Source organism: Paraburkholderia sp. SECH2, assembly GCF_030464795.1.
In the GTDB taxonomy this organism is placed as follows: domain Bacteria; phylum Pseudomonadota; class Gammaproteobacteria; order Burkholderiales; family Burkholderiaceae; genus Paraburkholderia; species Paraburkholderia aspalathi.
Window position 1 is genome coordinate 11,689 of record NZ_JALPRH010000030.1, and the last position, 23,725, is coordinate 35,413.

At 61.9% G+C, this 23,725-nt stretch carries 17 protein-coding genes; 5 read left to right on the forward strand and 12 right to left on the reverse strand.

The window, feature by feature from the left end; translation table 11 throughout:
- Window positions 1–44: 44 nt before the first annotated feature.
- The 5 genes from M0D66_RS32665 to M0D66_RS32685 all read right to left on the reverse strand — a co-directional run bounded on the left by M0D66_RS32665 (window position 45) and on the right by M0D66_RS32685 (window position 9,505).
- Window positions 45–2,435, reverse strand: coding sequence for a HAMP domain-containing protein (locus tag M0D66_RS32665; protein WP_266212570.1), 2,391 nt, complete (start codon window positions 2,433–2,435; stop codon window positions 45–47).
- Between the two features lie 215 nt (window positions 2,436–2,650).
- Window positions 2,651–3,346, reverse strand: coding sequence for a DNA alkylation repair protein (locus tag M0D66_RS32670; protein WP_211705716.1), 696 nt, complete (start codon window positions 3,344–3,346; stop codon window positions 2,651–2,653).
- A 157-nt stretch (window positions 3,347–3,503) separates the two neighbouring features.
- Window positions 3,504–4,949: an efflux transporter outer membrane subunit gene (locus tag M0D66_RS32675; protein WP_211705737.1), complete on the reverse strand. Its 1,446-nt coding sequence runs from the start codon at window positions 4,947–4,949 to the stop codon at window positions 3,504–3,506.
- On the reverse strand, window positions 4,949–8,149 hold the full coding sequence (locus M0D66_RS32680) for an efflux RND transporter permease subunit (RefSeq protein WP_211705717.1): 3,201 nt from the start codon (window positions 8,147–8,149) through the stop codon (window positions 4,949–4,951). Before M0D66_RS32680 ends, M0D66_RS32675 begins: the two co-directional genes overlap by 1 nt.
- A gap of 12 nt (window positions 8,150–8,161) precedes the next feature.
- Window positions 8,162–9,505, reverse strand: a complete 1,344-nt coding sequence (locus tag M0D66_RS32685) for an efflux RND transporter periplasmic adaptor subunit (RefSeq protein ID WP_323137106.1) — start codon at window positions 9,503–9,505, stop codon at window positions 8,162–8,164.
- Between the two features lie 317 nt (window positions 9,506–9,822).
- Here M0D66_RS32685 and M0D66_RS32690 point away from each other — a divergent pair, with 317 nt between their 5' ends.
- Together M0D66_RS32690 and M0D66_RS32695 are read left to right on the forward strand one after the other, a co-directional pair.
- The gene (locus M0D66_RS32690; protein ID WP_211699852.1) at window positions 9,823–10,566 is read left to right on the forward strand and encodes a response regulator; all 744 of its coding nucleotides are present in this window, start codon (window positions 9,823–9,825) and stop codon (window positions 10,564–10,566) included.
- Window positions 10,550–11,797 (forward strand): ATP-binding protein, encoded by a 1,248-nt coding sequence (locus M0D66_RS32695; RefSeq protein ID WP_211705719.1) that lies wholly within the window; start codon window positions 10,550–10,552, stop codon window positions 11,795–11,797. Before M0D66_RS32690 ends, M0D66_RS32695 begins: the two co-directional genes overlap by 17 nt.
- Window positions 11,798–11,817: 20 nt before the next feature.
- Here the strand turns inward: M0D66_RS32695 and M0D66_RS32700 are convergent, their stop codons facing one another.
- The 4 genes from M0D66_RS32700 to M0D66_RS32715 all read right to left on the reverse strand — a co-directional run bounded on the left by M0D66_RS32700 (window position 11,818) and on the right by M0D66_RS32715 (window position 16,224).
- Window positions 11,818–11,988 (reverse strand): hypothetical protein, encoded by a 171-nt coding sequence (locus M0D66_RS32700; protein ID WP_167378368.1) that lies wholly within the window; start codon window positions 11,986–11,988, stop codon window positions 11,818–11,820.
- Between the two features lie 545 nt (window positions 11,989–12,533).
- Entirely contained in the window at window positions 12,534–13,301 is a 768-nt protein-coding gene (gene hpaI / locus M0D66_RS32705) for a 4-hydroxy-2-oxoheptanedioate aldolase (protein WP_093634348.1), read from the reverse strand.
- On the reverse strand, window positions 13,288–14,577 hold the full coding sequence (locus M0D66_RS32710) for an MFS transporter (protein WP_211705738.1): 1,290 nt from the start codon (window positions 14,575–14,577) through the stop codon (window positions 13,288–13,290). The genes hpaI and M0D66_RS32710 overlap by 14 nt, the downstream gene beginning before the upstream one ends.
- 99 nt (window positions 14,578–14,676) lie before the next feature.
- The gene (locus tag M0D66_RS32715) at window positions 14,677–16,224 is read right to left on the reverse strand and encodes a UxaA family hydrolase (protein WP_211705720.1); all 1,548 of its coding nucleotides are present in this window, start codon (window positions 16,222–16,224) and stop codon (window positions 14,677–14,679) included.
- Window positions 16,225–16,474: 250 nt separating this feature from the next.
- Between M0D66_RS32715 and M0D66_RS32720 the strand changes: the two genes are divergently transcribed.
- The gene (locus M0D66_RS32720) at window positions 16,475–17,452 is read left to right on the forward strand and encodes a LacI family DNA-binding transcriptional regulator (protein ID WP_200617762.1); all 978 of its coding nucleotides are present in this window, start codon (window positions 16,475–16,477) and stop codon (window positions 17,450–17,452) included.
- 94 nt (window positions 17,453–17,546) lie between these two features.
- Here the strand turns inward: M0D66_RS32720 and M0D66_RS32725 are convergent, their stop codons facing one another.
- Both M0D66_RS32725 and M0D66_RS32730 read right to left on the reverse strand, forming a co-directional pair.
- On the reverse strand, window positions 17,547–18,206 hold the full coding sequence (locus M0D66_RS32725) for a c-type cytochrome (RefSeq protein ID WP_200617639.1): 660 nt from the start codon (window positions 18,204–18,206) through the stop codon (window positions 17,547–17,549).
- A gap of 11 nt (window positions 18,207–18,217) precedes the next feature.
- Window positions 18,218–20,191 (reverse strand): thiamine pyrophosphate-binding protein, encoded by a 1,974-nt coding sequence (locus M0D66_RS32730; protein WP_266212571.1) that lies wholly within the window; start codon window positions 20,189–20,191, stop codon window positions 18,218–18,220.
- 276 nt (window positions 20,192–20,467) lie between these two features.
- On the opposite strand from M0D66_RS32730, the gene M0D66_RS32735 reads away from it, so the two are divergent.
- Window positions 20,468–21,439 carry a LysR family transcriptional regulator gene (locus tag M0D66_RS32735; RefSeq protein WP_211705721.1) on the forward strand — a complete coding sequence of 324 codons (972 nt, stop codon included), beginning with the start codon at window positions 20,468–20,470 and terminating at the stop codon, window positions 21,437–21,439.
- Window positions 21,440–21,469: 30 nt separating this feature from the next.
- Here M0D66_RS32735 and M0D66_RS32740 read toward each other — a convergent pair whose 3' ends face one another.
- A complete protein-coding gene (locus tag M0D66_RS32740; RefSeq protein ID WP_200617644.1) occupies window positions 21,470–22,699 on the reverse strand; it encodes a LysR family transcriptional regulator in 1,230 nt (409 codons plus the stop codon).
- Between the two features lie 144 nt (window positions 22,700–22,843).
- Here M0D66_RS32740 and M0D66_RS32745 point away from each other — a divergent pair, with 144 nt between their 5' ends.
- The gene (locus M0D66_RS32745; protein ID WP_200617645.1) at window positions 22,844–23,695 is read left to right on the forward strand and encodes an amidohydrolase; all 852 of its coding nucleotides are present in this window, start codon (window positions 22,844–22,846) and stop codon (window positions 23,693–23,695) included.
- The last annotated feature ends 30 nt before the right edge of the window (window positions 23,696–23,725 follow it).

Below are 23,725 nucleotides of genomic sequence, written 5' to 3' on the forward strand. Positions count from 1 at the left end.
CGAAGTCCGTCGCGAAGCGCGTCAATCGGCGCTCCGACCAACGGTCAATCCGCCATCGCGTCGAGTTGCAGTTCACTGGCATCGCCGCGCGCCGCCACACCCAGCGTGTCGACGGCGAAGCTATCCGGCAGGCAGACGATCGTCTGGAACTGACGGAACGAAGCGCCCTTGTGATCGTCGGTGAAGCGCAGTTCGATGCGGCCGTTCTCGCGCCTGAGGAAGTCGCGCACCGCGTCCATGCCGACGCCACGGCCCGATACTTCCGTCACCGTTGCGGCAGTCGAGAAGCCCGGCCGGAAAATGAATTCGGCGATGGCTTCATCGCTCGGGTGTTCGTCGCTGCCGATCCAGCCGCGCTCGGCGGCAATGCCGCGAATCCGTTCGAGTGCGAGGCCGCGGCCGTCGTCGCTGAGTGTGATCTGCAGCGCGCCGCTGTCCACGCCCACTTCGATGTCGATGGTGCCGGCCGGCGTTTTGCCGTGTGCGCTGCGCGCCTCGGCGGCTTCGATGCCGTGGTCCATCGAATTACGCAGCAGATGCATGAACACGTTGTTTAACGTACCGCCTGCCTGGCCGCGCAGACGGTAGCCGTTGTCGTCGATGCGCACGACCGGCGCCGGCTTGCCCAGTTCCTGCGCCAACGAAGGCAGCGAGTCCAGCACGCCGGAGAGCGCGTCCCTCACGCTTTCGCTACCCAATGCGCGCAAGGTCTGGCGCAGCGCGTCGCGCATCGACTGCAATTCGTGGAGTTCGCCGGCGTTCGTCTTGTCCAGCATGCTCAAGGTCCGCTGAATCTGCTCCTTCTCGACCATCACATAGCGGCCCGCATTGCCGGCATTATTCGCTCCGACCTTGCTCTTGCGGCCGAGGCTATGTTCGTTGATCTTCGCGTAACTCTCGATCGCCTCGCGGACGCGCGTCAGCTCCTGCATCAGGTGTTCCTGATCCCACGAGCGGTCCGCGTCCGGTTGGCGCAGTTCGTGATAGCTCTGCTCGGTTTCATGGACGACGTTGGTCAGGTGCGCCAGGTTATAGGTCCGCGCATTGCCCTTGATGGTGTGCATGTTGCGGAACAGTTCGGCGATCGCCGCATGGTCCGCTTCCGAATGCTTGCGGATGATGCGCTCGTTCTCGCTGACGAAACCCGCGGAGCTTTCAATGAAGTGATGGAACTTCTCTTCGCTCACCGCGAGAATCTCGCCGATCATGTCGAGACGGCGGCGCTGTTCGCTGGCTTCCGCAGCAAGCTTGCGCAGTTCGGTAACGTCGCGCACGCACAGCATCAAACGCCCGATAACGTCGTTTTCGTCGGTGATTGCCGACCAACTGAGGTCGAGAATCTTCACGCGGCCATCGGGCATGCGCTTCGAAATTTCACCGACCAGCAGATGCTGATTGAACGCGAAGTTGATGCAGTCCTCGCCGAGGCATGCATGCGTGGCCGCATCGACTTGCGAGAGCACGTCCGAGCCGAGATCCGTATCCGAGAACACCAGATCCATCAGACCGCGCCCGGCGATGTCTTTCGTTTCGAAGATGTCTTCCAGATACGCCGAGTACTCCGAGTGGATTACGGCGCCGTCGATCACCGTCAAGATACCTTGCTGCATGTTCTGCAACATCGCCTGGATGTCGGCGGTTTTCTGCTTGAGTTGCGCCGAGCTTTCCTGAATCTTTTCGATCATGCCGTTGAAGGCGACGATCGAATGGCCGATCTCATCCAACCGGCCCACCGGCACGCGCCGCGTGAAATCCTGACTCGAAGCGATCTCGCTCATCATCGCTTGCATGCGGCTGAGCGGACGGGTGATCTGACGGTAGAGCAGCGTGCCGATGAAAGTCAGCAGAATGATCGCGATACCGGTCACGACGGCGATGGCCGTCGTAGTGGTGGAAAGCGTGGCGTTCAGTGCGGTGATCGCATCGTCTTTCTGGCGGTTCTTCTCAACACGCAGGGTTTCGACAATGCCTTCGAGTTCGTCGCGATACTGCGCGACGTTGGCGAACAGATACGCTTGCGCGAGTTCGTTCTTGCCGCCGGCCTTCATCTTCGCCGTCTCGGCGATTGCGGAAAAGTAGTTCTCGAGGCTGTCGTTGGCCTGGGAGACGAGACCTTGCTGGGCATGGCTCGCGGCATCTTTGCCTTGCAGCGCGAGAGCCTGCTGCAACGAGGCCTTTTTCTTTTTCAGTTCGTCTTGTGCCTGGGCGACCATGTTGGCGTCCGGCGCATAGACCAGGGTCATGGTTGCGAGCTGTACGTCTTTCACTTGCGAGACGAGGTCGGCGGAAGCCAGCGCGCTGGGGACGACGCCCTCGGTCACCTTGCGCACTTCGCCTGCGCTGCCGCGCGTTTGATACACGGCGTAGCCACCGATTGCCGACAAGGCGACGAACATCAAGACAACCAATAGCGTGATGCGATGACGGATAGTCATGTGAAACCCCCGGGGGTATGGCCTTCGCGTCCGCCCTCGATCGGGGTAGCGCGTTATTTGCTAATTCGAGTCAAGCTTGCAGCGCTGCCGAGTATTGCTGGCGCATATTACTAAGCGATGACTACAGAGCGGTTGGCCACACCAAAGGGATTAAATATTCTTCTAAAGTTTTTCGTTTCGACGCCGTTAACGGCCGTTGTTTCGCGCTCGCCGCGTCAGCGGATCGGCGGCAGATGCTTCGACGCCTCACGCAACGTGAGCGGTGACAGAATGTCTCGCGCGGTCATCAGAAAGCCGCTGACCGCGTGAGGCGCATGCCACGCATAGTCCCGCAAGGCCCAGCCGATTGCCTTGCGAATAAAGAAGTCCGGCTCTGCGGCGAGCGAGCGTGCATAACCAAACAAACGCGTCTCGTCCGTATCGTCACGCCAGCCGAGTTGATGAATCATCGCGATACGGCGAACCCATAACGATTCATGCTCGAGCGCCGCGTCCATGCATGCTTGCGCGTGCGGCGTCTGTCCGCGCGCCGACTTCAGAATGTCGCCGACCACACCCGCCAGCGGATCGATCGAATCCCACCACGCGCTGCGTTGAGCGATTGTTAGTAGATGCTCGATGTCCGCGATCGCCAACGTCTTCCACTTGCGCGCCAGCAGATCGGTAGCCGCGTATTGGTATTCGCGCTGCGGCATCGCCCATAAGACGTGTGCACACGCGAGCAGGTGTTCCGCGTTTTCAACAGGCAGCCGCTTGAAGACCGGCAATGTCGCTTTGCGCCGCAGCGGCGTCGGCACCCCGATGAACTCGAACTGGTCGCGCATGTAGGCGCGCATCGCGACGGCGCGCCCGGCATCCGCGTGCGGAGCCAGCGCTGCCTTGATTTCTTCACCGAAAGCGTCAGGCGTCATTGGGAACGCGCTCCATATGAATGGAAAGTAATTCGCAGATGACTGCGTTTGCGTTTGGGCAGGCCTCCCGAATCTTCTCACCTTCGAATCGAAAGTGCGTCGACAGGTAGCAACATTATCACCTCACACGCTCCCGAATGTTCTCACCTTTCGGCTTTCAGCTCCCCTCCCAACCGCCGCCTAACACCTTGTACAACGTCACGAGATTGGCCTGTCGCGACAGACTATCCGACGCCAGTTGCTGTTGCGCGGTGTAGAGCGTGCGTTGCGCGTCGAGGAACGTGAGGAAGCTGTCCGTGCCCGCCTTGTACCGCGCCTGAGCAAGCGTGTAGTACCGCTGTGACGACGTCACGTAGTCACGATCCGCCGCCACCTGATCGACGTACGTTGCACGCGCAGTCAGCGCGTTCGCGACTTCTTTGAACGCTGTCTGAATGGCGCTCTCGTAATCAGCGACCTCGATTTGTTTCTCGATCTTGGCGACGTCGAGCGATGCCTTGTTGCTGCCGTAATCGAAGATCGGCACTGACACGGTCGGCGCGAATTCCCAAGCGCCTGTGCCCGCTTTGAACAAACTTGAAAGCGTCGAACTCGATGTACCAGCCGAAGCCGTCAGCTCGATCTTGGGAAAGAACGCAGCGCGCGCGGCGCCGATGTTCGCATTCGCCGCCTTCAGCGCATGTTCCGCCTGCACGATGTCGGGACGACGGGTGAGCAGCAACGACGGCACGCCCGCACCGATGTCGGCGAACATCGTCTCGTCATCGAATTCGCGGGCGGGTGGAAGGTCGTCGGGAATCGGCGCGCCGAGCACGGCGACCAGGTTGTTGCGGTCCTGCGCGACGGCGCGCCGATAGGACGCAAGGCTCGCCTTCGCGCTCGCCAACGAGTTTTGCGCCTGCTGCACGTCGAGCATCGACGAATTGCCCAACTCCTGAATGCGCTTGGTCACGTCGTATGTCGACTGATCCGCCTTGACCGTGTCTTCGGTGATTTGCAGGAGACGTTCGTCGGACAGGAGCGTCAGGTAGTCGGTCGCTACCGTTGCAATCAGGCTGATCTGCGTACTCTGCCGCGAGGCATCCGTCGCGAGATAGTTTTCCAGAGCCTGACGCTTGAGGCTGCGCAAGCGTCCAAAGAAGTCGATCTCCCATGACGTAGTACCGACGCTCACATCGCTGGAACTGCTCGTCACGCCTGAAGTGCGCTCGCGAGTCAAGCTGCCGCTCGCGCTGATCGACGGCGCGAGCGCTGCACGCGTGATGCGGTATTGCGCTTCGTACTCGGCTACGTTCAACGCGGCGACGCGCAGGTCGCGGTTGTTGTCGAGCGCGATCTCGATCAGCCGTTGCAGACGCTCGTCGCGAAAGAAGCTGCGCCAGGCCATGTCGGCGGCAAGCGGCGGTGCGGTAGTTGTCGTTCCCGGCGTCGCGGTTCCTGAAGCCGTTCCCGAAGCCGCAGCGCTAGTGCTCTCATACGCCTCGCCTTTGGGATAAGCCACCGCAACGGGTGCCGCGGGCCGTTCATAGTGCGGGTCCAGCGTGCACCCCGTCAGCATGGCAACAGCGAACGCCACCATGCATGCGCTCAATTTGAGTCTCATCATTCAACACCTTCCTGTTGCTTGGCATCGCCGTGTTCGCCGAACAGGCGGCGCACGACAACAAAAAACACCGGCACGAAAAAGATGGCGAGCAGCGTCGCGGCGATCATGCCGCCCATCACGCCGGTGCCGATCGCATGCCGGCTCGCCGAGCCGGCGCCTGTGCTGATGACCAGCGGCAGTACGCCGAACACGAAAGCGAGCGATGTCATCAGAATCGGCCGCAGACGCAGCCGCGCGGCTTCCAGCGTAGCGTCGATCAGGCTGCGGCCCTGCGCTTGCAGGTCCTTGGCGAATTCGACGATCAGGATCGCGTTCTTGGTGGAGAGCCCGATGGTCGCGAGCAAGCCGACCTTGAAGTAGATGTCGTCGGACAGCCCGCGAATATGCGCACCCAGTACCGCGCCGAGCACCCCGAGCGGCACGACCAGAATCACCGCGATCGGAATGGACCAGCTCTCGTACAGTCCGGCCAGACAGAGGAACACCACGACCAGCGAAATCGCGTACAGGTAGATCGCCTGCGATCCGGCAAGGCGCTCCTGGTATGATTGCCCGGTCCAGTCGATGCCATAGCCGGCGGGCAGCTTCTTCACGAGCGCGTCGACGGCGGCCATCGCCTGGCCCGTGCTGGTGTTCGCACCGGTTTGCGCGGTGATTTCCATCGCCAGCGTGCGGTTGAAGCGTTCGATCTGCGGCGGCCCGAACGTCCATTTGCCTGTAGCGAACGCGGAGAACGGGACCATCTGGCCGTCGTAGCCTGTGGTGGTCGTACTGCTCGTGCTTGTGGTCGAAGTGCTCGTACTGGTACTCGTGCTCGAACTGCTCGTCGTGCTGGACTTCACATACCACCGTCCAATATCGGACGGCATCATCCGGTAAGGCGCATCGGCCTGCACGTAAACCTTCTGGATGCGTCCCGTATCGACGTAGTTGTTCACGTAAGTCGAACCGAACGCGGTCTGCAACGTGTCGTTCACGTCGGCGATTGAAAGTCCGAGCGCACTCGCCTTCTCGCGATCGATATCCACGTGGAACTGCGGTGTATCGTCGAGGCCGCCGGGACGCATGCCGGCTAGCGCGCTGTCCTGCGCGGCAAGCGCGATCAATTGCTGGCGCGCGGCCATCAGCTTGTCGTGACCCTGCCCGGCGCGATCTTCCAGTTCGAAGTCGAGACCGCTCTGCGTGCCGAGTTCCTGAATGGCCGGCGGATTGAGCGCGAAAATCTGTGCGTCGTGCGAGGCGGCGAAGTGCATGTTGGCGCGCTGGATGATCGCCGCCGCCGAACCGTCGCTGCCGCGCCGCGTGCTCCAGTCCTTCAGCTTGACGAATGCAAGGCCGTTGTTCTGCCCCGAGCCGTTGAAGCTGAAACCGGTCAGCGCGATGATCTTGTCCACCTGCGGCAGACCGAGGTAATACGCCTCGACTTGTTTCACGACTTCCAGCGTCTGCGCGGCGGGCGTGCCGACAGGCGCGGAAATCGACGTGATGATGATCCCCTGATCCTCGTCCGGCAGATAAGACGACGGCAGCTTCATGAAGAGCAGCGCTACCACGCCCCCAATCAGCAGGTAGATCACCATATAACGCATCGGCTTGCCAATCACGCGCGCAACCGCCGAGTCGTAACGATCGGTTCCACGAGTCAGCACACGGTTGAACCAGCCAAGCACGCCGCGCTTCGTGTGGTGCTCGACGTCCGCGCGCCGCAGCATGGTCGCGCACAGCGCCGGTGTCAGCGTCAATGCGAGGAACACGGAGAGCAGCATCGCCGCGACGATCGTGATGGAGAACTGCCGGTAGATCGCGCCCGTGGACCCCGAGAAAAACGCCATTGGAATGAACACGGCAATCAGCACGGTCGTAATGCCGACCAGTGCGCTGGTGATCTGCTTCATCGCTTTGCGCGTGGCTTCGACGGGCGATAGTCCCTCTTCCGCGATCAGCCGCTCCACGTTTTCCACGACCACGATCGCGTCGTCCACCAGCAGCCCGATCGCAAGCACGAGCCCGAACATCGACAGCACGTTGATCGAAAAGCCCACTGCCGACATCACCGCAAACGTGCCGAGCAACGCGACCGGCACGACGATGGTCGGAATCAGCGTCGCGCGCAGGTTTTGCAGGAACACGTACATCACGACGAAGACCAGCATCACCGCTTCGATCAGCGTTTTCACCACCTCTTCGATCGAGATGCGCACGAACGGCGTGGTGTCGTACGGATAGTCGACCACCACGTTGTGCGGCAATTGCCCGCTCATTTCGTTCAGTTTCGCGCGGACCGCTTTGGCTACGCTCATCGCGTTCGCACCGCTCGCCAGTTTGACCGCGAGCGAGGCCGCCGGCTTGCCGTTCAGTCGCGAGTCCGTGCTGTAATCGTCGCCGCCGACTTCGACGCGCGCAACGTCCTTCAGCATGACCTTCGAGCCGTCGCTATTCACGCGCAGAAGGATCGCGCCGAACTGCGCGGGCGTGGTGAGCAGGCTCGATGCCGAAATGGTCGCGTTCAGCGCCTGCGTCTTCGTGGACGGCGAGCCGCCGATCTGGCCGACCGAGAGTTGCACGTTCTGATTCGTGATCGCGGTGGTGACGTCGCCGGCAGTCAGGCCGACGGCCTGCAGCTTCACCGGATCGAGCCAGATACGCATGGCGTGCTGCGCGCCGAACAATGTCACGTCGCCGACGCCGTCGATCTGCGTGAGCGGGTCTTCGATCTGCGTTGCGATGATATTGCCGAGATCGATGGAATTCATGCTGCCGTCGGAGGACGAGAGCGACACGATCATCAGAAACGCATTGGCTGCCTTCGCAACCTGCACACCCTGGTCCTGAACCGTCTGCGGCAGCGACGAACTGGCCTGCTCGACTTTGTTCTGTACCTGTACCTGGGCGATATCGGCATTGGTGCCCTGCTGGAACGTGAGCGTGATAGTGGCCTGCCCGGCCGAACTGCTGGTGGACGACATGTAGAGCAGATGGTCGATGCCGCTCAGCTTCTGCTCGATCACCTGCGTGACCGTTGTCGCCACGGTTTCAGCCGAGGCGCCCGGATAAGTCGCCGTGATCTGCACGGAGACGGGCGCCACGCTCGGATACTGTTCGACCGGAAGCGTCCCGATGGAGGCGCCGCCGATCATCATGATGACGATAGCGATGACCCACGCGAGGATCGGTCGGTTGATAAAGAAACCTGCCATGAGTGTCTCGCTTTAGCTATGTGCGGCCGACGTGGTGTCCGCGGTGGCGGGCACGACCGAATTGGCGGGCGATTCGACCGGCTTCACAACACCGCCCGCGCGCGCTTTCTGCGATCCGGCGACGATCACGCGATCGCCCGCCTTGAGGCCGCGCGTGACGAGCCAGTCGGCGCCTGAAGCGGTGTCCGCCGTGACGGGCGTTTGCGTGACCTTGTTGTCGGCACCGACCGTCAGCACGCTCGCCGAGCCGTCGGATGCACGCGAGACCGCGAGTTGCGGCACCGTAATCGCCTGCTGGTTCACACCCTCTTCAAGCCGGGCGCGCACGAACATACCGGGCAGCAGCACGCCGTCCGGATTCGGGAACACGCAACGCAAGGTGACCGAGCCGGTGGTGGCGTCGACGGTGATATCGGAGAACAGCAGCTTGCCTGGCTGCGTGTACGTGCTGCCGTCTTCCATCACGAGATGAACGACTGCGCCGTCCGAGCCCGCCTGTTGCAACTGGCCACTGGCGAATTCTTTCTGCAGCCGCAACCAGTCGGCGGATGAGCGCGTGACGTCGAGATACATCTCGGTCGTCGCCTGGACCGTCGCGAGCGCGGTGGTCTGCTCCGCGGTGACGAGCGCGCCTTCAGTCACGCTCGATTTGCCGATCCGTCCCGCGATGGGCGCAACGACTTTGGTGTAGCCGAGGTTGATCGCGGCGGTCTTCAATGCGGCACGGTCGGCGACCACGTCGGCCTTCGCTTCCTCCAGGGAGGCGACGGCGTCGTCGTAGTCCTGCTTGCTCACGCCTTCGATCTTCGACAGTTCGGCGTAGCGGGTGGCCTTGGTCTGCGCGGCGCTCGCTGTCGCCTCGGCTTTGGCCAGCGTGCCGACGGCCTGGTCGTAAGTTGCCTGGTAGCTGGACGGGTCGATCTGATACAGCACCGCCCCGGCCGCAACCAGCGAGCCTTCCGTGAAGAGGCGCTTTCTGACGATGCCTTCGACCTGCGGCCTGACTTCGGCGACGCGGATCGCCGACAGTCGCCCGGACAATTCGGTACTCGACACCACGGCGTGCGGCGCGATCGTCTGGACGCCAACTTCGGGGATCAACTGTGGCGGGCCATGCGGCGCCTGCTCGCCGCAACCCGCCAGCCAAAACGTGGCGACAGCGACTGTGGCGGCAAGATAGGTGAATCTCGGTACACGCGAGGAAGATCCGGACGCGCTAGGATTATTCGGCATGCTGTGGGCATCCTTCGACTCAATTCGACAAAGGGCCGTCTGGCATGCGTTGTTCGCTAAAGCGGGGCGGGTGAAAACGTGTCGGTCGACCACGCGCCTGAATCTGCGCGCAAACCAACCCACTGAGCCCGGAGGAAACCGCGTAACGCCACCAGCGGCGAGAAGTGGCCCAGCATAGTGAGTGGCGTCTTACGGTGGCTTAGACGAGGATTACGAGTTGTAACGAGGCGCGTGGTGTTGCGATGAATCGGACGGTGTGACGTTGACCGGCACGGCCTGCTTCACGCAGGCGGACAAAACCAAAGGCAGGCGCCGTAATAAACTGTAAGTGCAGATAAGAACCCGAAACCGCTGCCACCGCGAGATTCGCTATATTGCGACATGCGATAGACGCGCTCCCGCGCCGTCCGTCAATTGTCCTCATCGATCAGGGCCCAGCCATGTCAGACACGCCCATCCAGGTTTTACTGGTCGACGACGACGCCGACCTTCGTGACCTGCTCAGAACCTTCTTTCAACAACGCGGCATCGAAATGTCCGTGTTGCACGACGCGAACCATCTGGCACGCCGGTTGGAACGCGAACGGCCCTCGATCATCGTGCTCGATCTGATGATGCCGGGCGTCGACGGACTCAGCGCGCTCAGGCAATTGCGTGCGCATGGCGACACGATTCCCGTGATCATGCTGACGGCGCGCGCGGACGGCGTGGATCGCATAATCGGTCTGGAACTCGGCGCCGACGACTACCTCGGCAAGCCGTTCATGCCGCAGGAACTGCTTGCGCGTATTCATGCGGTGTTGCGCCGGCATGCGCAGCCATTGTCGGGGTCCACGGCTACGGCGCTCGAAAAACGTGAAGCACTGCGCTTCGGCCGCTTCCGGCTCGACTTCGCGAGGCGCACCCTGTTTCGCGATGACGAAGCGCTCAAGTTGACCGGTGGCGAATATGCGCTGCTCGAAGTGCTCGCCGCGCATCCAATGGAAACGCTGTCGCGCTCGAAGCTCGTCGATCTGCTGCATGGGCCGAACTCAGAAGTAACCGAACGCGGTATCGACGTACCGGTGTGGCGCCTGCGCCGTCTGCTTGAAGACGACCCGGCCAATCCGCGCCGGATCCAGACCATACGCGGCATCGGCTATATGTTCGTGCCCGACGCCAATGACGATGAAAAATCCCTTTAACACACTGTTTGGCCGGCTCTCGTTGATGACGGTGAGCCTGATCGTGCTGGTGCACATCACCGCAATCGTTCTCGTGGACCGTGACCGCGGCCAGATCGACGCGGGTCATGCACAACGCGCTTTAGTGCTCGCGGTTGAGGCGGAACGCGGCGGCCCGCTCGCCGCCTCCCAGGTCGCGGCAACGCTCGGTGTGTCCTATGTGAGCGCGCAAGACGCGATTCGGTATGGCTGTCCCGCGCCGTGTGAGAACACCTCGGGTCCGTTCGAACACGACTTGCGCGAGAAATTGCCAGCAGGCAGCCAGGTCGTATCTGACGGCGAGAACGGCACGGTCTGGGTCCACTACGCGGGCAATCCAGGCTGGCTCAAAATGCAAAACTCGACGCTGCCGGCGCGTCGCTTCCTAGGCGCATCGGCGACGATGCTGGTGTTGGCGGTGATCATCGCGCTGCTCGGCGCATGGCAATTGCAGCGGCCGTTGCACCGGCTGGCGCTCGCCGCGCGCGAGTTCCGCGTCGGCCATCGCGCGCCGGTCGTGGAGGCGAGCGGCCCGCGCGAATTGAAAGAGCTGATCGGCGACTTCAATCAGATGGTGCATGAACTTGCGCAGGCCGAGCAGGAGCGCGCAGTGATGCTGGCCGGCGTGGCGCACGATCTGCGTGCGCCGATCACCCGCATGCAGGTGCGCGCGGATCTGCTGCCCGACGAAGCGAATCGCCGTGGTTTTTTGCGGGACTCGGAGTCGTTGTCACGCATCGTCACGCAGTTTCTCGACTTCGCACGTGAGACGGCGGATACCTCGCCAAGCACCGGCGTCGATGCCCACTGTCGCCGGCACTACGGCGACGGCCTCGCGGACGATGCGCTCGTGCGCCTCGATCTGCAAGCCGGCGATGGCTTTGGGTTGCCGCTTGTCGACCTAGACCGGATTCTGACCAATCTGATCGAGAACGCCCTCACTTACGGCGAGCCGCCGGTCGAAATTTCGACGTCCCGCCGCGACGGCCAATACACGCTCGAGGTTCGCGATCACGGCGGCGGCATTCCGAGCGGTCAACTTGATCGTGCGCTGCAACCGTTCGTGCGACTCGATGAAGCGCGGAGCGGCGATGCGCACTGCGGGCTCGGGCTTGCGATCGTGCGGCGCCTCGTGCGATATAACGGCGGCGTTTTTCATGCCGATAACGCCGCCGCCGGCGGGTTCGTGGTGACGCTTACGTTTCCCGCCTAGTTTCTGGCTTGGTTTCCGGCTCAGCCCTGAGCAGCGTTGCCAGGAACGACGATCGCACCGTGCGGTCCGCCGCCACCAGGCCCACCCCCACCCCCGCCTCCACCGCCCCAACCTGGAGGCGGCCCCCACCAGCATCCGCTCAAGGTTGCGCTCAGTGCGGCCAGCGCCGCGATTGCCAACAGCTTCTTCATGCTTTCTCCATCGATAGATCTACGGTGACGCAAAGTCGTTGCTCGAGTGGCGACGACACGCGTTATCCGCAACTTATCAACGAGCGAAAGATCATGTTTTACGAGAGCGTTACAAGATGGCGAAGTTTGGCCGCTTCTGGTGCGCACAAGCTGCGGTGTGTATCGCCGTGCGGCGCAGGTAGCACGGCCTTTGCGACGTGACCCGACGCAAGCTGTCGCGCTCACCCTTTGTTTGTATATGGAAGAGGATGTAAGGAGATTGGCGGTATCGGTCTTGCTCTTGCACGTATCAGGGTGAGGTTTGGAGTGCTCGCTACATCACCGAAAGCGACCACGACGAGGACTCCCTGGAAATCCTCACCTTATTTAAGGTGCGCGCTCAGCGAGGCGATTTCTCACCTCCTGGAATCGCTCACCTTTGTGGATCATCTCCTGGAATTCCTCACCTTAGCGCGTCGCTGCCTGCTCCTAAGGTGCTGTTCGGCTCATGGAATGACTCACCTCTGAAGAAGATGATGTCGTCTCCTGGAATTCCTCACCATTCTTCACTGCTCGATGAATTCCCGGGCGAGCTTGCGTGCCGCGTTCGCAAACATAAGGATGTCCACACCGGTCGCGACGAACGTGCATCCAAGCTCGAGATAGCGACGTGCGAGCACCGGGTCCGAGGTCAACGTGCCGGCCGCCTTGCCGGAAGCAATGATGGTGCGCATCGCGGCTTCGATCGCGTTCTGCACTTCCGGATCGCCGGGCTTGCCGCGATGGCCCATCGACGCAGCCAGATCCGCAGGCCCGATGAAGACGCCATCCACGCCGTCAACCGCGCAGATGGCTTCGAGATTGTCGAGCGCGGTGACCGTCTCCGCCTGCACGAGCAGGCAGATTTCACTGTCCGCGATATCCAGATAGTCGGTCCGCGAACTCCAGCGCGACGCACGTCCCACCGCACTGCCCACACCACGAATTCCATGGGGCGGATAGCGTACGGCAGCCACGCACGCGCGAGCCTGATCCGCGGTATCGATCATCGGAACGAGGAGGTTACGTGCGCCGATATCAAGCAGGCGCTTGAGCAGCGCCGGATCACCGTTCACGGGTCGCACGACGGCTTCGGCGGAATACGGCGCGACCGCCTGCAATTGCGCAAGAATGCTGCGCACGTCGTTCGGAGCGTGCTCGGCATCGATCAACAGCCACTCGAAGCCGGCGGTCGCGCTGACTTCGGCCAGGTAGGCGTCGGCCATCGAAAGCCAGAAGCCGATCTGTCGTTGACCATTTGCAAGCGCCGCCTTGAATGGGTTAAGCGCTGACATCGACGTTGCGTTCATCACGATTTCTAGCCTCCACGGGGACTTGATTGAATTGAATGGGCTCCACCTTTCCGAGCAGGAACAGGTAGTTGAGGATCGCGATCACGATCAGCCCCGACGAGAACAGCAGCGCGGGAATGAACGAACCGGTTGCACCGACGATCGCGCCGGTGACGATCGGCCCGACCACGCCGCCCATGTTGGAGACGGTGTTCTGGATGCCCGCCACCCGCGACACCATGTTCCCCGGCGCGACATCGCCCGGTAGCGCCCAGACCTGGGATGCGGCGACGGTCGTGCCCGACTTCGCCACGCAGAGCAATGCGACGGCCACGAGCGGAGAAGTGGCGAACGCCGCGAGTCCAATGCTCGACGCCATTACCAGGCCGACGACGAGAAACAGTTTTCGGGTCGCGGTGAGCGACAACTTTCCGGACGCATACACACGATCGGAGGCCCAGCCCGCGAATACCTCGACGATCATCGAAAGAACGAGCGGTAGCGAAGCCATGAAGCCCATCTCCATCAGGCTCATGCCGCGTTCCTTGACGAGATAGGTCGGCAGCCAGGTGATGAAGAAGTACGAGTTGTAGTTGATCATGAAGAAGCCGATGCACATGGCCCAGATGTTCCGATGCGCGAACAGCCTGTGCCAGGGTACATCGGCGGCCACGCCCACGCTGTCGCTGCGCGACACTGTTTCGCCATCGCGGATATGGGCAAGCTCGGCCTCATTCACGCGTTTGTGATCCGCCGGCGAATCCCTGAACACGAACACCCAGACGACGCACCAGATGAGACCCAGCACACCGGTGATCGCAAAGGTGACCTTCCAGTCGAAAGTCGCCAGCAACCAGGCGATCAGCGGCAGCGCCACCGCGCCGCCAAGCTTGGACCCGCTATCGAAGATGCCGGCCACCGTTGCGCGTTCCTTGCGCGGAAACCATCGCGAGGCAATGCCCGCGTTACTGGGGTATGCGCCCGCTTCGCCGATGCCCAGCATGACCCGCAGGAGCACGAGGGACTTGAAGCCGGTGGCGAGTCCGGTGACGGCCGTCGCAAGCGACCACCAGAACACGGACGCACCCAGCACGATCTTCTGTCCGAAGCGATCGGCGAGCATGCCCGCAGGCAATTGCAGCAGCGCGTATGACCAGAAGAAGGCCGACATCACAATGCCCATCTCCATCGCACTGAGATGGAACTCCGCTTGAAGATGGGGCGCCGCGGCGGACAGCACCGTGCGGTCGATATAGTTGATGGCAATGGCCGACCACATCAGACCGGCCACCAGCCAGCGCACTTTGCTGCGTGGCGCCTGTTGCAAGGCTTGGTTCAATCTCTGTCTCCGCTTTTTTTGTAGGAATGACGTGGCGTTTCAGCTCACGATGCCCATATGCCAGGGCACAAATTCGTGATCGCCCAGCCCGAGCAATTCACTACGGGTGCGCTCACCCGACGCGGCCCGCAGGATGTGCTCGAAGATATCTTTCCCCATCTCATCGACTGACCGCTCACCGTCGAGGACAAGTCCGCAATTGATGTCCATATCGTCGGAGAGCCGCTTGAACATCGGCGTGTTGCTCGCGAGCTTGAGCGTGGGCGCGGGCTTCGAGCCGAACATGGAACCGCGGCCGGTCGTGAAGCAGATCAGGTTTGCGCCACTTGCAATCTGCCCGGTCACCGCAACGGGATCGTAGCCTGGCGAATCCATGAAGACAAAGCCGGCCTGATCGATCGGCTCGGCGTATTCGTATACGGCTTGCAGCGGCGTTGTGCCGCCTTTCATTGCCGATCCGAGAGATTTTTCAAAGATGTTGGCGAGTCCGCCCTTCTGATTACCCGGGCCGACGACACCGTTGAACTGACCGTTGTGGCCGCGCGTATAACGCTCCCACCACGCAAGCCGGTCGAGCAATTTCTGACCGACTTCCGGTGTCACCGCACGGCGCGTCAGCATGTATTCGACGCCGTGAATTTCGGGGGTTTCGGAAAGAATCGCCGTGCCGCCATGGCGCACCAGAATATCCATGGCCGCGCCTAGGGCCGGATTGGCTGTGATGCCCGAAAAGCCATCGGAGCCGCCACATTCCAGACCGATTTTGATGTGGCTCGCCGACACCGGGCGACGCTCGATATCGTTCGCCGACGGCAGCATCTTCTGTATGGCAGCGATCCCCGCTTCGATCGTTGCCCGGGTGCCACCTTCGTCCTGCATCACCAACGCGTGGACCGACGTACCGACATGAATCCCTTGTGAATCGAGCAGGTCGCCCACCTGATTGCGTTCGCAGCCCAACCCGACGATCAACACCCCGGCAAGATTGGGATGACGCGCATAGCCGGCGAGCGTCCGGCGCAGGACATCGAAGTGTTCGCTGGGCGATGACATCCCGCAGCCACTTGTCTGCGCGAATGCGACCACGCCATCGACATTGGGATAAGGCGCAAGCCGCTCCGGCGTAAACCAGGCGGCGATATTCTTGATAACGGTCGACGAACAATTGACCGATGCCAGAATCCCGATGAAGTTGCGCGTCGCGACTCGCCCATCGGGCCGAACGATGCCGTTGAATGTGGCCCGTTCAGCTTCTGCCACGTACTCGACCGGACGCACATCGAGACAGAAACCCGGATCGCGCTCGAAATCGATCAGCTCGACGTTATGAGTGTGGACGTGATCGCCCGCCTCGATGTCGCGAGCCGCGAGGCCAATGACGGTGTCGTATTTACGGATCGGCGCACCACGTGGGATGCGATAAGCGGCGACTTTGTGACCCGCGGTGACCTGCGCGCGGATGCGGATCGTCGCCTCGCCGATGCACAGTTGCTGTCCGATCGACAGCGATTCTCGCGCGATCAGTACATTGTCCGCAGCGTTAAGCCGAATCAGCGGCTCGCTCAACACCGTACCAGCCTGCGACATGCTGCTCTCCTGTCTCTCAAGTTCTGGGCGCACGCACTCGGGTCGCGCCAATCGCTTTTCTTCTAATCGATGTTACCGGTTCATGTAACCGGTAACATACGACGCATGGTAGTATGGTTTTGCCATAATCGCCAGCAACTTTTTTCGGGCCTGAGTGATCAACGTCGTGAGCAAACCGCCAACTACCCTGCTTGCCCCTGTCGAACGCAGCGCCTCCCGGCGCGCCCGCAAGAATTCCGGCCGCGTAACGCTGAGCGATCTCGCGGCGCTCGTCGGCGTGACGAAAGTGACCGTCTCACGCGCACTGAACACGCCGGAACTAGTTTCGGTCGATACGCTGGAGCGTGTCCAGGCGGCCGTCCGGCAAACCGGGTACACGCCTGACCTCATCGCCGGTTCGCTGGCGTCGACTCGCAGCCATCTCATCGTCGCGTTGATTCCGGCGATGGCCGGGAGCGTGTTTCAGGAAACCGTCGGCGCCCTGACGACCGAGCTTGCCGCGGCGGGCTACCAGTTGCTGATTGGGCAAAGCGGATACGACGAGTCGCGCGAAGACGCCCTGCTTGATGCGGTGATCGGCCGCCGGCCCGCCGGCATCGTACTGACCGGCGTTATTCATTCGCACAGTGCGAGGCAAAAGCTGCGCGCGTGCGGCATTCCTGTCGTCGAGACCTGGGACCTGACACGCGAGCCTATCGACATGCTGGTCGGCTTCTCTCATGAGAACGTCGGGAGGGCAGCCGCGGACTTTCTGAAGACGCGTGGCGTGCGGCGGCCCGCTGTCGTCACGCCCAGCGACCGGCGCGCGCAGGCCCGCACCAAAGCTTTCCTCAAAGCGTTCGGAAATGGCAAAGCAATCTCCTCCATTCCTGTCATGACGGTCGAGTCACCTGCGAATCTGGGCGACGGGCGACGGGCGCTGAAGGGCTTGCTCGACACGCACGCCGATATCGACGCCGTTTTTTGCGGCGCGGATATTCTGGCGCTAGGCGTGTTGATGGAAGCTGAATACCGGGATATCTCAGTACCAGAGAAACTGCGTGTGATTGGCTACGGTGATCTGAATTTCGCGAAGGACACCACGCCACCGTTGTCGACCATGAGAATCGACGGCACGAGAATCGGAACGCTTGCGGCGACCATGCTAGTCGATCGGATTGAGAATCGCGCTGGCAGTGAGCCAATCGTCGATGTGGGGTTCAGTCTGATCGAGCGGGAAAGCACTTAGTGTCGTGGTGCGCTGTTTGGCAACGGAAATCCAGAACTGTCTCGCGCCGCCATCCGTCCCCGCTGGCCCGGCAGGCACTCCCGACGCGCATCGTTCATTTCAGAGATGCCACATAGCGCACAACGTCCTGCAGGTCCTGAGCATTGAGAGGTCCTGGATACAGGCGCGGCATGATGCCCGACGGTTCCCGGATGCGCGCTTCGATATCGGCTGTCCGATACCGGCTTGAAATGCCGATCAGCGCGGGACCGACTCCACCTTCGCCGGCTTGGCCGTGACATGCAGCGCAATTCGCGGCATAGACCGATGCACCGTGCGCAGCCGGGTTTGCAATCCGGGAAGTCGACGAACTGTTGCCGGGTGCGCTAGCCGGCGACGTGCCGTTGTTCAACAGTGCAATGCTATCGGCCGGTTGACTCGGCGGCAGAGAAGCAAGATACGCATGAATCTTCGCAATTTCGTCATTCGACAGTATCTTTTCGCTGAAGACCGGCATCTGGCCTTGCGGATCCCGCACATAGGCCTCCATCGCCGGGAGCGGTATAACGCGTGGCGCCAGGGCAGGTCCAGTCGCGATACTGCCCTGCCCGAATATGCCATGACATTCGAAGCAGCCTTTCTGCATGAAGAGCGCGCGCCCTGCTTCGATATCGGTATCTGAATCGGCCTGCGACAAGATCGGCCACGCACAGGCAACAGCCGCTGCAGCGACCATTGCAATGCGGACGGTGCAACCGGGGAAATGAGCTTTCATCGTCAGTTCCGTTACCTGGGCTGCGTCAGCACATCTACCAGTGCAGGCTTGCCGCTCTTTACCTGCGTCATCGCGCGTGCAAGCGCGGGACCGAGATCGGCCGGGTTCGATATCGGCCCTTCCGCCCACATGCCCATGCTTTTCGCCATCGCCGCATAGTCGATCGACGGATCGTGAAGCACCGTACCCACTGTTCCTCTTTCAGGATGCCGGTCCCGGCGACTGGCCATACGCTGGATGTGCATAGTCTCCTGATGCCAGGCCCGGTTGTTGTGCATCACCGTGAGTAACGGCACGCCATGATGGGCGGCGGTCCACAGCACGCCCGGAAGAACCATCAGATCGCCATCTGTCTGAATGCTCACTGCTATGCGGCCGGCGTCGCGGTGTGCGAGGGCGGCGCCAACCGCAGCGGGCGCGGCATAGCCGACGCCATAGCCGCCCCCCGCACCGATGAACTGATAGGTCCTGGTGAAATCCCACAACCGCTGTGGCCACTGGCTGATAGCGCCTGAAGGCGAAACCAGCGCCCAGTCCTCATGCCGGATGGCATTCCAGACTTCCTGAGACAGGCGCGCGGTACTAATGGGGCTGCCATCCCATGCCCGCGTCGCGGCTTCGCGCGCATCGTTGCGCATCTTTTCAAACGCCTGCCGCATCGGCTGCGCGCGTGCGCCAGCGGCTTGACGTTGCGCCGGCGTCATCGTCGTTAGCACGGCATGCAGCAATCCGGGCAGCGATGCCTCCGCATCGCCGGCGATGGGTAGCGTGGGCGCGAAATAGCGTTCAGCGTCCTGCATGTTCGACTTGCCGTACAGGTAGGCAGTGGAAATGCTGATGACCTTGACGTCGTTTTTCGCGCGTCGCTTCGACGGGCGGCTAATGGTGTCCGGCACGCTTCCCGTGAGTCCCCATACATCGCCGACCTCGAGCGCCAGAATGACGTCCGCATCTTTGAGGAGCCTCGCCTGCAGCGAAGAATGGTTAAGGTAGTGGTTCGTGGGGAAATTCATGCGCCCGAGCAGATCGATGACGGGCGCATTAAGCGACTCCGCAAGCTTGACCAGCGTGTCCATGGCCGCCTGCGTCCGGACGGCCCGATCGGCCACAATGACGGGCGTCTTCGCACTACATATCAGCGAGGCGGCCGCGCCAAGGGCATCGGGGCTTCCCACGGGTGGCGAAACCTCGCGCAGCGGCGGTACAACGATATCTCGCGGGTCGGCAATCGGCTGCTCCTGCAGCTCGGCATCCACCACAATCAGCACGGGCTCCATGGGTGGGGTTACCGACATCGTGTAGGCCCGCAAAAACGATTCTGCGTAATGCTGAAGCGACACGGGGTAGTCGTCCCACTTCGTATAGTCACGCACCAGCGCGCCGAGATCCTGCGCCGTGTGATACCACTCCACGCCAGGGCGACGTTTCACGGCATCGGCAATGTTGCCCGCCAGCACCATCATCGGCACCCTATCGCACCACGCGTTGTAGATCGCCATCGAAGCATGCTGCAGACCGACGGTACTATGGACGAGACATGCCATTGGCTTTCCCGCGACCTTCGCGTAACCATGCGCAATGGCGGCCGATGCTTCCTCGTGCGTACACACGATGAGTTGCGGATGCGTATCGCCGGCATAGTTGACGATCGATTCGTGAATGCCCCGGAAGGTCGACCCCGGCATCGCCGCGACATAGTCGATGCCGGCGATCCGCAGCAAATCGACCATGAAGTCCGAACCGGGGTTGCCGATGTGTGCGGCGTCTGTGGCGGGCGCTTCGTCTAACGAGGGCGCCTGAGTCTCGGCGGCGGCCAGCGCCGTGGATGGCCTGCCCACTGCCGGCCCCTTGTCCGCAGCAGGTTGCGCAGCGCCGGCGCTCGGATTCACAAGCACGGCAGCCGTGCCAGTGAGGAGAGCTTCTTTCAGAAACGTTCGTCGGCCAGTCGTGCTGCTTATAGGTTTAATCGTCGAGCCGCTTGGCAAGATGGTCTCCGACTGAATGGACGCGTTCAGTTCCGTATGAATGTGTGATGGGAAGGCATGCAATGTTCGGCCACGGCCAGGCGTTTGAGCCTGGGCATTTTTGTGTAAGAATCGTCTGCGTCCGACATTTCGTTACCCAACCAGGACTCAAGGCTATTCAGTTTAGCCAGCTGTCTCACCGCAGTCACATGAGAAATCCTTGTGCGGTTCGCTAGATTTACTTGAGCAACGCGCTGGAGAGAAAGGTATGTGTCCTCAACCAGCCCGAGCGAGACAATGCCCACGCCGCTGCCCCCTCTCAACGCTCTGAAGGCATTCGAATCGGCGGCCCGTCACCTGAGTTTCACGAAGGCCGCTGCCGAACTGCACGTCACGCCTGCCGCAGTAGGCTTCCAGGTCAACGCTCTCGAAGCACATCTCGGGGTATCCCTTTTCGAGCGAACGAAAGGAGGGCTGGTGCTCACGCAGGCGGGTCGCGCCTGCCTGCCGAAGCTCCGGGAGAGCTTCCGCGTAATGCGCGAATCCATTGAACTGCTCGGCCGGTTCAAGGACAAGGAACCGCTAACCATCGATTGCCCGCCTTCTTTCGCCAATCGCTGGCTGATGCCGCGCTTGCATCGTTTCCTCGTTGAGTATGCCGATATCGACGTGCGAATCGTGTCGCGTATGCATGGTTTCGGGCTTGCGTGGACCCAGCAGGCAATGGAAGCGAACAACATTCGCCAATGGATGGCCGAAGTGGACGTGGTGCTGTTGCTAGGGAATGGGCAATACGAAAGCCTTGATGTCACGCCCATTCTGCCGCTCACGCTCACGCCGCTGCTATCGCCCTCGCTGGCATCACGCATCGACCTGAACCAGCCGGAGCAACTTGTCACGCTGCCTTTGCTATATGACGACAGAGGTGTGGTGCGCGGCGGCGAGTCGTACTGGAAAATGTGGGCGCAGTTCGCGCGCATCACCGCCCCCGACGAGTCCAGTGGACACCATTTTGCGCATGCGATGACCGCGCTGGAAGCAGCGGTCGACGACATGGGGGTGGTCGTCAGCGCACCCGCTCTAGCGCTATCCGAGTTGCAGAGTGGCCGTCTCGTCGCACCGTTCGCAGTGCTGTCCGATTGCGGCGTTGCCTATCATGCAGTTTCCGCAACGCCTCGCAGGAGTATCGATCTATTCGTTCAGTGGCTCGTCGACGAGGCCAGATCGACGACCGACGCGTTGAGCCTGTTGACGCGGACGTCGGCTTGATGCGAATCGGCGGCACGTCATGGCCCGCGGTCAAATTCGACACGCGCATTCCTCGCGCAGATGCTCGATGAACGCCTGCTGGACGGCGGTGCCGAGCCAGTCGGCACGCAATGTATACCCGACCGCCCGGCTTGCCTCAGGCGTCTCCAGTTCCAACGCGACCATCTCACTGCCCGGATAGGCCTCGCGAATCTGCGCACGCGACAGGAGCGTGATGCAATCGCTTTCCACCAGCATCGCTATCATCATTGCGAGCGAACTGGTCTCGACCACCAGCGGCGGCTTGACCGGCAGCCGGGCGAAAATCGCATCGATCACCGAGCGTCGCGGCACATTGCGCTGTGGCATGACCCAGTCGTAACCGGCGAGGTCGCGAGCTGCGACGGTTTTCTGCCCGGCCAGCCGATGCCCCTTGCGGACGGCGACCACGTAAGGGTCGGCGAACAACTCCGTCTCCTGCACCGACCCCGTGAGGCGGGGCTCGCGAAGCCCACCGATGATGATATCGATGGCGCCGACGCGTAGTTCGCGCAGGAGATGCGCGTGGGAGCCTTCATCGACTGTAACGCGCGCAGCGGGATAGCGGCCGCGCAGTCGTTGGATGGCGCGGGCGACGAGGCGTGGCGGCAGCAACGGCAAGACGCCGATCGCCACTTTCCCTGTGAGCTGCCCGCGCGCGTATGCCAGATCCTCACTCGCCTGTGCGATTTCGTAACGCGCCAGACTCAGACAGCGCGCGAATTCGATGCCTGCGGGATTGGCCGACACGCTGTGCACACGCCGCCGGTAAAGCGATACACCGACATTCTGCTCGATCTGCCGCGCTGCCCGATGCACAGCCGGCTGCGAGATGCCCAATAACTGTGCGGCCTCTGCCGCCGATCCCGCATTTGCAATCGCGACGTGGCAGCGCACCTGCGTGTCGGTCAGACGGCGGCAAATCTTACCCGCGTTCGCCGCCGCCGCTTGGCCAGTCAGGCTTGCAACGGCGCGCTCCATCTGGTCGAGCATGCGACGCACGCGCCGTTGCAGGATCACGCCCTCCTCCGTCAATTCGCTACCGCCGAAGCCACGCTCGAATAGCTGACCGCCAAAGCTCGCTTCCAGCTTGCTGATGGCGAGGCTCACCGCAGGCTGCGTGCGCCCCGCGCGGGCAGCCGCCTGTCCGATTCCACCTGCTTCGCACACCGCATCGAACAGGAAAAGCCGCCTTAATCGCGTCAGATCGTCATCCGACGGCGTGCGCTCAACAACAGCCATCGATTCTCCAGATTTGCTATGTGAAAACCCTTAGCTTAACCAGAATTTATGCCTTGCGGCTCACTTCATATTGGGGCCTTCGACTACATCCCACTTACAGTAACGTCCATCCGATCAAAAAAGTTTCCAGTCAGGAGCACGTTCATGTCTGTCGTTATCGACACGCACACTCACGCAATTTCCCCAGATAAACAACGCTATCCGCTCGCGCCGGTCGGCGGTCATCAGTCGGAATGGTCGGCGAAGCGCCCTGTTAGCTTTGAAGGCCTGCTCACCTCGATGGACGAAGCCGGCATCGATCGCGCGGTGGTCGTTCAAGCTTCGACAGTGTACGGAAACGACAATAGTTATGTGGTCGAAGCGGTACGGAGCCATCCTGATCGCTTCGCAGGCGTATTTTCGGTCGACGTGCTAGCGAGCGACGCCGTCACGCAGTTGCAGCGCTGGCTCGACGCGGGCCTCTCCGGGCTGCGCCTTTTCACGACCGGCAGCACGATGCCCGGCCAGGCGGGCTGGCTCGACGACGAGCGCTCGTTCCCGGTATGGGAATACGCGCAGCGCCACAACGTGTCGATCTGCCTGCAGATGACCGCGCAGGGGATTCCCGCACTCCTGAACATGCTCGCGCGCTTTCCGGACATTCGGGTGTTGCTCGATCACCTCGCACGTCCCGAACTCGCCGGCGGCCCGCCGTACGAAGCGGCCGCACCGCTCTTCGGCCTCGCGTCGCATCAGGGTGTGTATCTGAAGCTCACGAACCGCACGATCGCCGAAGCCGCGCGTGGTGACTCGACGCCCGCCGCCTTCTTCCCGCGCGTGCTCGACGCATTTGGCGCGCATCGCATCGCGTGGGGTTCGAATTTCCCGGCTGCCGAAGGCGCGCTGCCGCAACTGCTTGCCGATGCCCGCGAGAGTCTGTCGATGCTGCCCGTCGACGCGCGCGAAGCCATCTTCGGCGGCACCGCGCGCACGATTTACCCAGCGCTCGCCGCTTGATATGTACGCCTCGAACGAAACAGGAAGACA

Coding starts and splice junctions, on each gene's coding strand:
- M0D66_RS32665 (WP_266212570.1), bottom strand. CDS start 2,435: ATGACTATCCGTCATCGCATCACGCTATTGGTTGTCTTGATGTTCGTC.
- M0D66_RS32670 (WP_211705716.1), bottom strand. CDS start 3,346: ATGACGCCTGACGCTTTCGGTGAAGAAATCAAGGCAGCGCTGGCTCCG.
- M0D66_RS32675 (WP_211705737.1), bottom strand. CDS start 4,949: ATGAGACTCAAATTGAGCGCATGCATGGTGGCGTTCGCTGTTGCCATG.
- M0D66_RS32680 (WP_211705717.1), bottom strand. CDS start 8,149: ATGGCAGGTTTCTTTATCAACCGACCGATCCTCGCGTGGGTCATCGCT.
- M0D66_RS32690 (WP_211699852.1), top strand. CDS start 9,823: ATGTCAGACACGCCCATCCAGGTTTTACTGGTCGACGACGACGCCGAC.
- M0D66_RS32695 (WP_211705719.1), top strand. CDS start 10,550: ATGAAAAATCCCTTTAACACACTGTTTGGCCGGCTCTCGTTGATGACG.
- M0D66_RS32700 (WP_167378368.1), bottom strand. CDS start 11,988: ATGAAGAAGCTGTTGGCAATCGCGGCGCTGGCCGCACTGAGCGCAACC.
- hpaI (WP_093634348.1), bottom strand. CDS start 13,301: ATGTCAGCGCTTAACCCATTCAAGGCGGCGCTTGCAAATGGTCAACGA.
- M0D66_RS32710 (WP_211705738.1), bottom strand. CDS start 14,577: ATGTGGTCGGCCATTGCCATCAACTATATCGACCGCACGGTGCTGTCC.
- M0D66_RS32715 (WP_211705720.1), bottom strand. CDS start 16,224: ATGTCGCAGGCTGGTACGGTGTTGAGCGAGCCGCTGATTCGGCTTAAC.
- M0D66_RS32725 (WP_200617639.1), bottom strand. CDS start 18,206: ATGAAAGCTCATTTCCCCGGTTGCACCGTCCGCATTGCAATGGTCGCT.
- M0D66_RS32735 (WP_211705721.1), top strand. CDS start 20,468: ATGCCCACGCCGCTGCCCCCTCTCAACGCTCTGAAGGCATTCGAATCG.
- M0D66_RS32740 (WP_200617644.1), bottom strand. CDS start 22,699: ATGGCTGTTGTTGAGCGCACGCCGTCGGATGACGATCTGACGCGATTA.
- M0D66_RS32745 (WP_200617645.1), top strand. CDS start 22,844: ATGTCTGTCGTTATCGACACGCACACTCACGCAATTTCCCCAGATAAA.